Source organism: Brevibacillus sp. NRS-1366 (genome assembly GCF_050467985.1).
In genome coordinates this window covers 76,035-88,982 of sequence record NZ_JBITPN010000051.1, presented here as the reverse complement: position 1 = coordinate 88,982, position 12,948 = coordinate 76,035, and the positions used below count along the sequence as shown (strand labels likewise).

Below are 12,948 nucleotides of genomic sequence, written 5' to 3'. Positions count from 1 at the left end.
TGATGATTTGTTTTTAAATTGATGTTAAGGAGGCAGGGCATGAAAACAGAAGTGAACGAACGAATCTTTCAGGAAGTTTCCCAATTTTTATACATGGAGTCTGCGTTGTTGGATGATCGTGATTTTCGCGGCTGGCTTGATGTGCTGACAAAAGATATCGAGTATCGAGTTCCTTTGCGCGTGACAAAAGATGAAGGGCAAGGTCCGGGTTTTCTTGCGAACATGGCTATCATGGACGATACCTATCGCTCATTGGAGGTTCGGATCAGAAGGCTTGAAACCGAATACAGCTGGGCGGAAATTCCGCCGTCACGAACAAGACACTATGTCACGAACATCAGGATCGAGCAGGGGACCGATGAAAATTCAGTTCAGGTAAAATCCAACTTACTACTCTATCGGAGCCGCGGTGATTCCCCGCTGTTCGACTTATTATCAGGGGAGAGACATGATGTCTTGCGCTTATCGGATGGGCAGTGGAGGTTGGCCAAACGGATTGTATATTTGGATCAAACAACGCTGTCTGCCCATAATGTGTCATTCTTTTTCTAGCCATTCGCTCCGTTGCCGAAAATACCAAGGGTTAATTGGGAAGGAGGATATGCATGTGAAAAAAGAAGAGTCAGAATGGACAATCTCTAATGAATTCGCAATCGTTACGTTAAAGCAGGTTAATACAAGAAACGGAATACGGCTGGAGATTCACTCGCCAAAGCTTGGACATACCATTTTACTCGATCCGTTAGAACTCGAGAGTCTGACCTGGCAGGATAAATCTACGTTTTCCGGTTTTCTTTCGACCCCCTTTGGTTCGAAGAAATAACGAGCTTTCAGAAAGGAGATGCTTGTATGGGGTGGTTGGACGGGAGAGTGGCATTGGTGGTTGGTGGCGGGTCCGGCATTGGCCGAGGGGTAGTTGAAGCATTTGTTAGAGAAGGAGCCTCGGTTGGGATTCTGGATATTTGCCCAAAGAAACTTGCAAATCTGGAGAAACTCGGAGCAACGGTGAAGTCAATACTGGGCGATGCCACTGTATATGAAGAAAATGAACGAGCAGTTGCACAAGTTGTCGATACATTCGGCAAGTTGGATATCCTGGTTTGCTGCGCGGGTTTATGGGATGGAGGCGTTGAATTACCGGGATTCCCTGCGGAAAAGATAGATGAGGCGTTTGACGAGATTTTTTCCGTTAATGTGAAAAGCAACATTTTAAGTGCCAAAGCTGCCCTGCCCGAGTTGCTCAAAAACGAAGGGAACATCGTTTTAACCGGATCTAACGCAAGTTTTTATCCGAACGGCGGAGGCCCTTTATATACTGCAACAAAATTCGCCGTGCGAGGATTGGTCACCGAATTAGCTTATGAGCTAGCCCCGAAAGTTCGAGTAAACGGTGTCGCTCCAGGGGGAACGATAACTGCTTTGAAAGCGCTTAGAAGTTTGGATCAGGGAGGTTTCGCACTGGACGATGACCCTAATTTGTCCAATTTCCTTCAAACCGGTACTCCTTTGCAAGTAGCCGGAACACCGGAAAGCCACTCTTGGGCCTATGTGTACCTTTCTTCCAAGGAAAGCACGAGAAATGTTACCGGAATGATGATTAATTCCGATGGTGGAATTTCATCCAGAGGGGTCATTTCCGGAAAGATAGCCGGGTTATTATAGTCATGCTTACGCTGTAAAACGGATGTCTTGGAAAGGAATATCAAAATGAACCAACAAGTAATGAATCAGTTAGCCGATTACCTTAGCCGAGCGGAACAGAACAGGCAAGGAGTCAAGCCTTTAACGAAACTTGTACCTGATATTCAAATGAAAGACGCTTATCAGGTACAGTTGCTGATCGTCCAGCGTAAAGTCGAAAGCGGCCAGAAAATCGTAGGGAAAAAGATTGGACTTACCTCTCTTGCCATGCAGCAATTGTTGGGAGTAGATCAGCCTGATTACGGACATTTGTTGGACAGTATGATCATAGAGAACGGCAGGACGTTATCGCTTGGCCAAGTTATCCAACCGAAAGTAGAAGCCGAAATTGCTTTTGTTTTGAAGAGCGATCTTATCGGGCCTAATGTCACCGCAGAAGATGTGATACTCGCTACGGATTACATTGTGCCCGCACTGGAAATTGTTGATAGTCGTATTGAAAATTGGCAAATCAAGCTGGAAGATACGGTTGCGGATAATGCTTCTTCTAGTCATTTTGTACTGGGTGGATCTCCGACTCAGGTAGATACTCTTGATCTCATGCAATTCAGTGCGACGCTCATGAAAAATGGTGAAGTCATGAACAAAGGAGTGGGGGCAGACGTATTAGGAGGCCCCGCTCTTTGTGTAGCGTGGCTCGCAAATAAGCTCCAAGAATTTGGAATCACGCTCTCAGCGGGCGAAGTGATTCTTTCGGGTGCCCTCTCGGCAGCTGTGGATGTCCAGCCAGGTGACTATGTCCAAGCCGTATTCGACCATATCGGTGAAGTGAGTGTTCGTTTTGGAGCTTAAAGGGGAAGCATCGGATTGAAGGAGGACAGTAAATGTCGAAAGCAAAAGTTGCCATTATCGGATCCGGCAATATAGGCACCGATCTCATGATGAAGGTACGCCGCTCGAATATTTTAGAATTGACGACTATGATTGGGATTGATCCTGAATCCGACGGCCTTCTACGTGCAAGAGAGCTGGGATATGAGACGATTGACACAGGAATTAATGGATTTGTGGAGAGGGCTGAACTGGCGGATATTTTGTTTGATGCTACATCTGCAAAGTCGCATATCCGTCATGCCAAGGTGTTAAAGAACTTGAACAAGAAAGTCATCGATATGACACCGGCAGCCGTAGGCCCTTTTGTTGTACCAGCGGTTAACCTACATTCTCATTTGGAAGCAGAAAATATTAATCTCATCACTTGCGGCGGTCAAGCGACAATTCCTTTGGTCCATGCTGTAAACCAGGTTTGTTCCGTTACTTATGCCGAAATCGTTGCTACGATATCCAGTCGGAGCGCAGGGCCTGGAACGCGCGCAAATATTGATGAATTTACCGAAACGACAGCCCGTGGAATCGAGTTGGTCGGAGGTGCAAAAAAAGGAAAAGCGATTATCATATTAAACCCGGCCGAACCTCCAATCTTGATGCGTGATACGGTATATTGTTTGGTAGAAAACATGAAAGAGACAGAGGTTGCTCGTTCCATACAGCAAATGGTCGAAAACGTTCAATCCTACGTTCCAGGATATCGACTTCGAAGGGAGCCGATTTTCGAAGGAAACAAGGTCACCATTTTCATAGAAGTGGAAGGTGCGGGCGACTACTTGCCTACCTATTCCGGGAATCTGGATATTATGACTTCTGCAGGTGTAAAGGTTGCCGAAGAATTTGCAAAAAAGAAGCTTGCGACACATTTGCAATAAGCAGGGGAGGTGACGATCATGGAAAGAGACTCGAAGATATATATAACTGAAGTGGCATTACGAGATGGAAGTCATGCCATTTCTCATCAATATACTGTCGATCAAGTAAAAAGAGTTACGAAAGCGCTGAACGAAGCGAATGTTCCTTATATTGAGGTTTCTCATGGTGATGGCCTCGCAGGTTCGTCTTTGCAATACGGGTTATCCAGAACAAATGAAATGGAATTAATTGAGACCGCAGTAGCCAACTGCACCCAAGCAAAGGTCGCTGTGCTCCTGCTACCGGGTATTGGCACGGTAAAAGAATTAAAGGAAGCGGCCGGCTTAGGGGCGAAAATGGCACGAATCGCGACTCATGTAACAGAGGCCGACGTATCGGCCCAACATCTTTCATCGGCCAAAGATCTGGGAATGGAGACCGTTGGATTCTTAATGATGTCCCACATGGTTCCAGTTGACAAACTAATCGAACAGGCGAAGCTGATGGAGAGCTATGGGGCGGATACGGTCTATATGGTTGACTCGGCAGGAGCATTACTGCCGCATCAAGTTGAAGAACGGATTCGCGCATTGCGGAATCATTTGGGTGTTAACATTGGTTTTCATGGTCATAATAATTTGTCTTTGGCTATGGCCAATACGTTGGTTGCGATAGAGCAGGGGGCTACCCGTATTGATGGAAGCGTTCGTTGCTTGGGCGCGGGTGCCGGAAATACGCAAACCGAGGTTCTGGTTGCAGTACTTGATCGACTAGGCATTTCGACAGGGATCGACCTCTATAAAATGATGGATTTGGCAGAAGATGTAGTCGCTCCTATTCTTCAGGCTCCTCAGGAAATCAATAGGGATAGCTTGGCATTAGGGTATGCCGGTGTCTATTCCAGTTTTCTGCTACATTCCAAGCGGGCCGCCCAACAATTTGGCGTGGACTCCCGCGACATCCTTATTCAACTCGGGAAACGAAAAGTAGTCGGTGGACAAGAAGATATGATCGTGGATGTTGCGGCAGAAATGGCGAATAAGCGATGACATCTGCAAGCGGCATGACGGCTTTTGCGAATGGGTCAGACCGGCAGCAATTGATGAAACGGATTACGTGGGTCGTTGCGCTCGGTGTTCTGCTCAACCCGCTGAATTCATCCATGATCGCCGTCGCGCTGCTGGAAATCGGGTCCGATTTCGGAATTGGCATAACAACTGTAACCTGGCTGATTTCGAGCTTCTACTTGGCGGCGACGGTAGGCCAGCCGCTGATGGGCAAGATTGCGGACCTATTCGGACCTCGCCGCGTGTTCTGTATCGGAATGACTCTGGTTATCGCCAGCAGCCTCCTCTCCATTTGGGCGCCGTCATTCGGTTGGCTGCTGGTCTTAAGGGTCTTGCAAGCATTTGGAACCACAAGTGCTTTTCCGGCAGGTCTGTCGATCATTCGCTCCATTTCCGGGACGGTAGACGGCGATGACGGCAAAAGCTCGGCTTCGGCGCTTGGGTTACTGTCCATCACGGCAAACGTAATGGCTGCATTCGGACCTACGCTGGGCGGCCTGCTCGTTACGAATGCGGGATGGCAGTCTATCTTCTGGATTAACATACCGATTGCGCTAGTCGTGCTCATTCTGGCTTTCAGATGGATTCCCGCGGACAGGAAGAATCCATCCTCAGCAGAACGTGGAAGCGTATTTCACTTGCTGGATTTGCCTGGAATTATCTTGTTCAGCGCCATGTTCACAAGCTTGATTTTTTTCCTTTTCTCGCTGGGCAAAGGAACGCAGTGGTGGTTGCTGATCGTCGTTCTGATCGCTGCGGCTTTCCTGATTCTGCGGGAGCTGCGCACAGACAAGCCGTTTCTGGACATAAGAATGCTAACCTCGAATATTCGGCTTGCTTCCGTATTTGTTCAGTATGCCGGCATGAACTTCGTCTTCTATTCGCTCTTCTTCGGTTTGCCCATGTGGCTAGGTCAAGTTAGAGGATATGAAGCGCAGACGGCCGGATTATTAATGCTTCCTTTCGCGGGGATCGGCGTATTGACGACGCCTCTCGCTGTCCGAATGATTCGCAGTTCAAGTTACCGACAGCCCATCATTATCGGCGGTATTGTGCTCGTGATCGGTACGCTCCTCCTGCTTGCGATTGGACCAAATACGCCTGTTGCGATCATTCTGCTCGTTGTAGCAGTCATTGGGATTCCCAATGGAATGTACAACATGGGGCTTTTCACGGCACTGTACAGCCATACGAAAGCGGAGGAAACGGGCGTCGCTTCTGGCTTGTTTCAGACGTTCCGTTCAATAGGCACCATTTTTTCCATCAGTTTGCTCGGGCTTATTTTCGACGGCACGGTGACGACTTCAGGTTTGCATTTTATTGCCGTCGTGACGGCAGGTATAAGCGCCGGGCTCCTGATCGTTGGTTGTTCCAGGAAACTTACTTAATAAATTCCGATCATTTGAAGGATGCAACCCATTTTTTGCCAAATGATATCCGCGCAACTTGACACGCAAACCCCTCTCAAGTAAGATAAAATTGCTAAAAAACATTATATTCCGTGTGCTTTACTTATGTAGAGAGGTGGAGGGACTGGCCCTATGAAACCCGGCAGCGGATCTGATCCATACAGTTATGCCTGGTGGATACAGATGCTGTGCCAATTCCAGCAGGATACATTCCTGGCAGATAAGGACGTGACGAAGCTGATCTACCCCTTTTTCTGTAAAGAAAGAGGGGTTTTTGCAGTACATTGATAAAAAAGCAGGACCCGACAGAAAGGAAATGAAGAAAGATGCGCATTCACCCCTCCGACATGATTGATCGGTTACCGACCCAGTTTTTCGCTACACTGGTGGCAAAAGTAAACAAAGTGATCGCGGCAGGTCATGATGTGATCAATCTGGGCCAAGGCAACCCTGATTTGCCCACACCACAGCATATTATCGAAGAATTACAAGCCCAAGCGGCGCAGCCTCTTCATCACAAATACCCGCCTTTTTCAGGACGACTGGAACTAAAGCAGGCAGTGGCACACTGGTACAAACAAGAATTCGATGTAGATCTCGATCCCGAAGAAGAAGTGGCTATTCTGTTTGGCAGCAAAACCGGTCTCGTGGAAATTTGCCAGGTGCTGATGAACAAAGGGGACGTAGCCTTGGTTCCAGATCCAGGCTATCCTGATTACTGGTCAGGCGTAGCGGTTGTAGACGGTCGGATGGTGATGATGCCACTCAAGTCGGAAAATCAGTTTCTCCCGGATTACAGCCAAATCTCCCAGGCGGATTTGGAGCGGGCCAAGCTGATGTTCTTGAACTACCCGAACAACCCGACTGCGGTCAATGCACCGTTTGAATTTTATGAAGAGACGGTTCGTTTTGCCCGTAAAAATGAGATCGTGGTTTGCCATGACTTCGCTTATGGCGCGATTAGCTACGACGGACAAAAACCTGTCAGCTTTATGCAAGTGCCAGGTGCAAAGGAAGTAGGCGTGGAATTTTACACCCTGTCTAAAACGTATAACATGGCCGGCTGGCGTGTAGGTGCAATGGTTGGCAATCGTGAGTTGGTTCGTCTGATTAATCTGATTCAAGACCACTATTTCGTCAGTCTGTTCGGGGCGGTCCAGATGGCTGCGGCTCGTGCGATGACAGGCTCTCAGCAGTGCGTCCGTGACCTGGTTGCTGTATACGAAGGTCGCCGCAATGCCTTGTACTCGAATTTACACCGCATTGGCTGGCAAGCACAGCCATCGCAAGGTTCGTTTTTCGCATGGCTTCCTATTCCAAGTGGTTTTTCTTCGGTCGAGTTTTCAGATTTGTTACTGGAAAAAGCGCATGTAGTTGTAGCGCCCGGTAATGGCTTTGGTCCGACAGGAGAAGGCTACGTCCGGGCAGCACTCTTATCCGATGAGCAGCGATTGGCAGAGGCCGTGAAGCGAATCGAGGAATTGGGCTTGTTCAACAAAGGAAAATAGGTGTTTCCAATGGATCAGACCACATATGCTGGTAAACAGCAGCTGTGGTCTTTTTGGTACAGATAGGAATTTATAGCCCTCCTAAGAGTGTCTGGAAAGGGGCTGTAGTGGGAGAAGCCTATTTCCATTCAGCGCTCCGGTCTCCACCCGCCGAACACAAGCTATCGCTTGCGTCCGGCGGGGCCTGGTCTCTGTCCTACAAGGAAGTGTAGACTGTCCGCTCCGTTTTTTGTTCATTTGACCAACGTTTTATGTTGAAAGTTTCTCAAAGAACCCCAATGGAAAGCCCAGAAGAAGGAAGTAGGGAAGACTCAAGGCTGGCCGAGGAAAAGGGAGAAAAAAGCGAAGCTCTTTGGGGCCCAGCCGAGGTGGAATGAAAAAAGGGAAACACGGTCTTAAGCGTCCACCTTTGAGAAGGGTCATGAATCGGCTACTTTGGACGCGGTTTCGCTTTTTTCATGGAACCGTGCAGGGATGACCCCTCAGCAAGGGACTGGGGAAGCTGGAGCATTTTCTCCCTTTTCCTCTCCTCCACAATAGCCTCACTGACCACGTAGCCAAAGGACGTGGACGCACTTCCCGCGTTTTTCTAATCATTCTCATTAAAAATCATTCTCATTATTGACAGATAATGATTTTCATTATACGATGGTGTTGTTAATGATAATTAGTCTCAACGTTGACTCGTCATTCATGAAAAGCAGGAGGGTAACATGCGCTATCAGATTAACGGTTACACGGATATGTATACGGTGATCGCCAACGAGCGTAAGGTAGGCGGAGCCATTGAAGCAGGCCAGGTTCGTCTGCGTACGGGTGAAGTTTTTACAAATGCCGTCCTCACTCGCTTGGAAATGTCAGGTGCGCATTTTTGCTCGATTGGTTTTGTGACTGAGGAAGGGAAGCGACTGATTGTTCACGTAAACGATGTGAGCATGGTTGCCGATGCACGTCATGTAAATGTATGTGAGCTCAGCAACGACTGTATGCGAGCAGAAAAAACAGCAGATCGTCTGAAGCGACTAAAGCGCCTTTGTGAATTAAACGAAGGAAGCTGTACACCTACATTCCAGGAAGAAGCATTGCTGTTGGCCGAGGACATCGGCGTAGAGGAAGCAAAAAAACACGTAGATCTCTCCTTCCTGCCACAAGAAGAAAAAGCGCGCGTATTCCGTATCGCGTAGCTTCACCCAGTAGATACATACACCCCCTTCCCATCGTGGAGAGGGGGTTTTTTGCGTAGTTGTTCAGAGTAGGCGAGCGATCTATCAGAGACGAACGAACAATCGCTCGACATAGTCAAAACCTATTTCCCCATAGCCAGCAGGGATTGGACAATGTTTATCGACAGTGATAAAACAGGTATAAGCAAAATCAAGGGGGAACGGAATATGGAGTACTCATTTTCAAAATCGGTAGAAGCACTATCCTCCTCGGCTGTCCGGGAAATCTTGAAGCTGACCCAAGGCAATCAAGTGCTCTCGCTCGCTGGAGGATTGCCGGCTGAGGATTCTTTTCCAATCGCTGAAATGCGTGAAGCTTTCAACCGTGCATTTGATCAAGGGGCAAAAGCCCTACAATATGGTTTGACTGATGGGTATCTACCGCTTCGTGAGTGGGTTGCATCTCGAATGAAGCAGAAGCACATGAATGTTGGCGTGGAGAATATGCTGCTGACTACCGGCTCCCAGCAGGCCGTCGACTTGCTCTGCCGTGTCTATTTGGATGAAGGCGACGTCGTGCTGGTAGAAAATCCTACGTATCTGGCTGCGGTCCAATTGTTCCAATTTCGTGGGATTCGCGCCATTCCGGTGGATGGTGATGCTGAAGGAATGGATCTGGACGATTTGGCAAAGAAAATTGCCCGGTATCGCCCGAAAATGGCTTACGTCATTCCTACCTTTGCAAATCCGACAGGAAAGGTATGGAGTATGGAGCGCCGTCTCGGCCTCTTGCGTCAATGTAAGGAAAACAACATCTTGATTCTGGAAGATGATCCATATGGAGAAATTCAGTTTGATGGGGAAGCACCGTATCGTTCGATCTTCTCTCTCGATGAACATCCAGAAAATTCTTGTGTCGTATACACCAGTACGTTCTCCAAAATCGTCGCCCCTGGCTTGCGTACAGGATGGGCGATTGGCGACAAGCGTGTGATTCAGATGATGGTGAAGGCAAAGCAAGCTGTCGATTTGCAATCGAGCACAATCGACCAGATCGCATTGCAGCAGTTGCTGGCGAATTTTGATCTAGAAAGCCATATTGATAAAATCCGTGCGTCCTATAAAGAGCGCATGGAATGGATGAATGAACTGATGATCGCCCAAAACTGGAGTGGAGTGAAGTGGGAAAAACCGCGCGGAGGCATGTTCCTCTGGGTAAATCTGCCTGAGCACGTGGATGCGGAGAAGCTGCTCGCTGCTTCTGTGAAGGAAGGCGTCGCTTTTGTACCGGGGAAGCCGTTCTATGCAGAGCAACCACAAGCAAACACGATGCGCCTTAACTACACGCTCTTGAACCGGGAAGATACACAATTGGCGATTGCCAGACTTGGCAAAGCTTTGGAGCTGTACAACCAAAGCCTGGCCGTAAACAAGTAAACCGTACACATAGAATTGATTGATGCAAAAGGCAGCCAGCTAATGGCTGTCTTTTTTGCTGTTTTTTCCTCACTGCCCAGAAAGAATAAAGGCAGGAAGTTCGTGCAAGGATATTCACAAAAGAAGCGATCTTTTTACGGACCGACGTAAGAGGGAAGAGGGCGGGAAATGGACAAGGAACGGGGCAAAAAAATGGGCGAAGCCGACCTGCGGATGGAGGAGCAGCTGAGCTGCCTGAAAGAGCAGCTGGCCAATTGCTCCGATGCTGTATTTCATGTTTTTGAGGCAGGTTTCCATCAAAAATGCGCGCTGATTTACTTGTCGGTGATGATCGATCTGCAAAGCATCCAGGAAGAAGTGCTCTCTCCCATTTTATCAATGGTTGTGAGCGATCAGGCAGAATTTCGCGAGCGTATCTTTGAACGCAAGCAGCTTCCTGTTTCCAATTTTCGAGTTATTTCGCTCGAGCAGGGGGTAAACGCCATTTTAGGGGGCAGCGCCCTTTTACTCATGGATCAAGAGCGGCGGGTCGTCGAGTTTCCGCTGGCTTCGGTGAAAGGCAGGTCAATCGACGAGCCTGCCAACGAAGCTACCGTTCGCGGGCCTCGCGAATCCTTTATCGAAAGTGCTGACGACAATCTGTCCTTGATCCGCAAGCGGTTGAAAACGCCTGATTTCAAGACAGAAACGATGCAGATCGGCAGGCTTACCCAAACAAAAGTAATGATTGCCTATATCCAAGGGCTCTGTCAAAACGAATGGATAGAGGAAGTCCGTACGGTATTGTCTCAAATCGAAATCGACGGGGTCCTGGGAAGCAGTTATCTCGAAGAGCTTTTCGACAGTTCTCCTTTTTCTCCCTTTCCCCAGGTACAGTATACGGAACGTCCAGATGTCGTCTCCGCTGCTTTATTGGAAGGGCGTCTGGCGGTTATCGTCGATGGCACGCCGATGGTTCTTCTCGTACCTGTTACCTTATTCATGCTGCTGCAGTCGGCGGAGGATTATTACCAGCGATTTATAGCGGGCACCTGGATTCGGTGGATTCGCTATCTTTTCGCCTTCATTTCCTTGCTGCTCCCCTCCTTTTACATCGCGATTACGACGTTTCATCCGGAAATGATACCCCCCAAGCTGCTGATCACGATAACGGCATCCAGAGAGGTCGTCCCTTTTCCAGCACTGATCGAAGCTTTCATCATGGAAATTTCCTTTGAAGCCCTGCGAGAAGCAGCGGTGCGAATCCCGAAATCAATTGGGCAGGCGGTATCCATTATCGGAGCACTGATCATTGGAACAGCTGCCGTTCAGGCGGGAATTGTGTCAGCGGCAATGGTCATCATCGTTTCGTTTACCGGGATCGCGTCATTTATCATCCCGCATTATGACCTTGGGCTGGCTTTTCGCTTTCTCCGGTTTCCCATCATGATTTTGGCAGGGGGATTTGGTCTCTTCGGGATTGCATGTGGCTTGATCATCCTCTACATCCATCTCATAAACTTGCGATCCTTAGGACTACCTTATTTGACACCGATCACGCCCTTTGTTGCAAGCGATCTCAAGGACACTCTTGTCCGTGCTCCATGGTGGTCCATGAAGAAAAGGCCATACCAGGTGCATCGAAACAAAATCAGGCAAAAGAATCTCGCGCGTAGACTGGAACATGAACAAGAGGAGAATGGAGATTGAAGCCGTTTACTCGATTGCAAATGCTGCTGATCCTAGTGGTTCTCGGGGTATTTCCACTGGTGTTTTTGACGGGCTGCTGGTCATCCGTAGAATTAAACAGCCGGAGCTTTGTCAGAATGATCCTGCTGGATAAGGCGGATGACGGTATTGAACTGACTCTCGCTTTTCCTCTGGCGAATCGGCTGATTCCGGGGCAAGCTGGCACTACCGGCGAGCAAACCGGTAAACCTTATACATACATCACAAAAAAGGGGCGAGACATCGGGGAAGCGTATCGATTAATCCAATCCGATCTATCCCGGAAAATTACATTTGGACAAACGAGCGTGGTAGTTATCGGAAGAGAGTTAGCCAAGGCAGGAATCAGCCAGATGTTGGAGTTTGTTGCGCGCGAACCGAGGTTTCATATCAATGCCAACATCTTTGTCACAACGGGAAAGGCACTGGAGGTCACGAAAGTCCCGATCATCTTTGAAAGGTTTCTAACGGATATCTTGATTGCGTATGGAAGAGAACATGTGACGCTCAAAATAACAACAACCGATTGCCTAAAGGCTTTGTATAACGGGGGAGATATGATCTTGCCCCTGCTGAAAGTGGAAACGAAAACGATACCAAGTGAGAATCCAAGGCAGCATGATTGGCTGGGAACGGATGGGGCAGCCATTTTTAAGGAGGCAAAGCTGGTACGGACTGCGTCCACTGACGAAATGAGAGGCGCTCTGTGGATTCTTGGACAATTGAAGGATGCCGAGGTATCCGTCCAGTCATCAACCGACAGAAAAAATGTTAATTATATGATCAATAAAGTAAAAACCAGGATCAAGCCAACGGTTGCAGGAGAGCAGACGACGATCTACATAGAGACGAGGGCAGATGCGTCCCTGATTTCGTCTGAGTCAAATGTCGACTTGCTCGATCAGGTAGAACGGAAGAAATTGGAGAGGGGGATTGAAGCCTTAATTGAAGAGCGGATGACCAAGGCCATTGAGAAGTCCAGGAAAGTAGGTGCGGATGTATTTCATTTCGGCTCCTATATCGATTGGCATTACCCTCGCCAGTGGAAAATGATTGCCCCGCGATGGAGAGAGCAGTACAGCCAGCATGTCAAGGTGGTTGCCCAGGCAAAGATCACGATCAAAAGGCTGGGGAGCGTCAAGGAGCCTATGCGGGTTCACAAGACTTCGCATATGGGGGAAAAACAATGATCACAATTGCGATCGTATATGTTTGTATCTTCTTGTTTGAATGGAGATATTTGCAGAAAAGACAAAGGAAGCCACGCACCCAT

12 protein-coding genes and 1 riboswitch are annotated in these 12,948 nt (G+C 48.4%); all 12 genes read left to right on the top strand.

The window, feature by feature from the left end; translation table 11 throughout:
• Positions 1 to 39: 39 nt before the first annotated feature.
• The 12 genes from ACIFQN_RS29620 to ACIFQN_RS29565 all read left to right on the top strand — a co-directional run bounded on the left by ACIFQN_RS29620 (position 40) and on the right by ACIFQN_RS29565 (position 12,865).
• Entirely contained in the window at positions 40 to 552 is a 513-nt protein-coding gene (locus ACIFQN_RS29620; protein WP_429836635.1) for an aromatic-ring-hydroxylating dioxygenase subunit beta, read from the top strand.
• Positions 553 to 607: 55 nt separating this feature from the next.
• Positions 608 to 823 (top strand): hypothetical protein, encoded by a 216-nt coding sequence (locus ACIFQN_RS29615; protein ID WP_429836634.1) that lies wholly within the window; start codon positions 608 to 610, stop codon positions 821 to 823.
• 26 nt (positions 824 to 849) lie between these two features.
• A complete protein-coding gene (gene hcaB / locus ACIFQN_RS29610; protein ID WP_429836633.1) occupies positions 850 to 1,662 on the top strand; it encodes a 3-(cis-5,6-dihydroxycyclohexa-1,3-dien-1-yl)propanoate dehydrogenase in 813 nt (270 codons plus the stop codon).
• A 45-nt stretch (positions 1,663 to 1,707) separates the two neighbouring features.
• Positions 1,708 to 2,493 (top strand): 2-keto-4-pentenoate hydratase, encoded by a 786-nt coding sequence (locus tag ACIFQN_RS29605; protein WP_429836632.1) that lies wholly within the window; start codon positions 1,708 to 1,710, stop codon positions 2,491 to 2,493.
• 32 nt (positions 2,494 to 2,525) lie between these two features.
• Positions 2,526 to 3,404, top strand: coding sequence for an acetaldehyde dehydrogenase (acetylating) (locus ACIFQN_RS29600; protein ID WP_429836631.1), 879 nt, complete (start codon positions 2,526 to 2,528; stop codon positions 3,402 to 3,404).
• 18 nt (positions 3,405 to 3,422) lie between these two features.
• The gene (gene dmpG, locus ACIFQN_RS29595) at positions 3,423 to 4,433 is read left to right on the top strand and encodes a 4-hydroxy-2-oxovalerate aldolase (protein WP_429836630.1); all 1,011 of its coding nucleotides are present in this window, start codon (positions 3,423 to 3,425) and stop codon (positions 4,431 to 4,433) included.
• Positions 4,430 to 5,839, top strand: coding sequence for an MFS transporter (locus ACIFQN_RS29590; RefSeq protein WP_429836629.1), 1,410 nt, complete (start codon positions 4,430 to 4,432; stop codon positions 5,837 to 5,839). The genes dmpG and ACIFQN_RS29590 overlap by 4 nt, the downstream gene beginning before the upstream one ends.
• A 121-nt stretch (positions 5,840 to 5,960) precedes the next feature.
• Positions 5,961 to 6,087, top strand: a riboswitch (SAM riboswitch).
• A gap of 99 nt (positions 6,088 to 6,186) precedes the next feature.
• Positions 6,187 to 7,368, top strand: coding sequence for a pyridoxal phosphate-dependent aminotransferase (locus ACIFQN_RS29585; RefSeq protein WP_429836628.1), 1,182 nt, complete (start codon positions 6,187 to 6,189; stop codon positions 7,366 to 7,368).
• 713 nt (positions 7,369 to 8,081) lie between these two features.
• The gene (locus tag ACIFQN_RS29580; RefSeq protein WP_429836627.1) at positions 8,082 to 8,552 is read left to right on the top strand and encodes a hypothetical protein; all 471 of its coding nucleotides are present in this window, start codon (positions 8,082 to 8,084) and stop codon (positions 8,550 to 8,552) included.
• A 207-nt stretch (positions 8,553 to 8,759) separates the two neighbouring features.
• On the top strand, positions 8,760 to 9,968 hold the full coding sequence (locus tag ACIFQN_RS29575; RefSeq protein ID WP_429836626.1) for a PLP-dependent aminotransferase family protein: 1,209 nt from the start codon (positions 8,760 to 8,762) through the stop codon (positions 9,966 to 9,968).
• Between the two features lie 168 nt (positions 9,969 to 10,136).
• The gene (locus tag ACIFQN_RS29570) at positions 10,137 to 11,657 is read left to right on the top strand and encodes a spore germination protein (RefSeq protein ID WP_429836625.1); all 1,521 of its coding nucleotides are present in this window, start codon (positions 10,137 to 10,139) and stop codon (positions 11,655 to 11,657) included.
• On the top strand, positions 11,654 to 12,865 hold the full coding sequence (locus ACIFQN_RS29565) for a Ger(x)C family spore germination protein (RefSeq protein ID WP_429836624.1): 1,212 nt from the start codon (positions 11,654 to 11,656) through the stop codon (positions 12,863 to 12,865). The genes ACIFQN_RS29570 and ACIFQN_RS29565 overlap by 4 nt, the downstream gene beginning before the upstream one ends.
• The last annotated feature ends 83 nt before the right edge of the window (positions 12,866 to 12,948 follow it).

What these genes read in the sequence shown, in the direction of transcription:
- ACIFQN_RS29620 (WP_429836635.1), top strand. Translation starts at nt 40, where the DNA reads ATGAAAACAGAAGTGAACGAACGAATCTTTCAGGAAGTTTCCCAATTT.
- hcaB (WP_429836633.1), top strand. Translation starts at nt 850, where the DNA reads ATGGGGTGGTTGGACGGGAGAGTGGCATTGGTGGTTGGTGGCGGGTCC.
- ACIFQN_RS29605 (WP_429836632.1), top strand. Translation starts at nt 1,708, where the DNA reads ATGAACCAACAAGTAATGAATCAGTTAGCCGATTACCTTAGCCGAGCG.
- ACIFQN_RS29600 (WP_429836631.1), top strand. Translation starts at nt 2,526, where the DNA reads ATGTCGAAAGCAAAAGTTGCCATTATCGGATCCGGCAATATAGGCACC.
- dmpG (WP_429836630.1), top strand. Translation starts at nt 3,423, where the DNA reads ATGGAAAGAGACTCGAAGATATATATAACTGAAGTGGCATTACGAGAT.
- ACIFQN_RS29590 (WP_429836629.1), top strand. Translation starts at nt 4,430, where the DNA reads ATGACATCTGCAAGCGGCATGACGGCTTTTGCGAATGGGTCAGACCGG.
- ACIFQN_RS29585 (WP_429836628.1), top strand. Translation starts at nt 6,187, where the DNA reads ATGCGCATTCACCCCTCCGACATGATTGATCGGTTACCGACCCAGTTT.
- ACIFQN_RS29580 (WP_429836627.1), top strand. Translation starts at nt 8,082, where the DNA reads ATGCGCTATCAGATTAACGGTTACACGGATATGTATACGGTGATCGCC.
- ACIFQN_RS29575 (WP_429836626.1), top strand. Translation starts at nt 8,760, where the DNA reads ATGGAGTACTCATTTTCAAAATCGGTAGAAGCACTATCCTCCTCGGCT.
- ACIFQN_RS29570 (WP_429836625.1), top strand. Translation starts at nt 10,137, where the DNA reads ATGGACAAGGAACGGGGCAAAAAAATGGGCGAAGCCGACCTGCGGATG.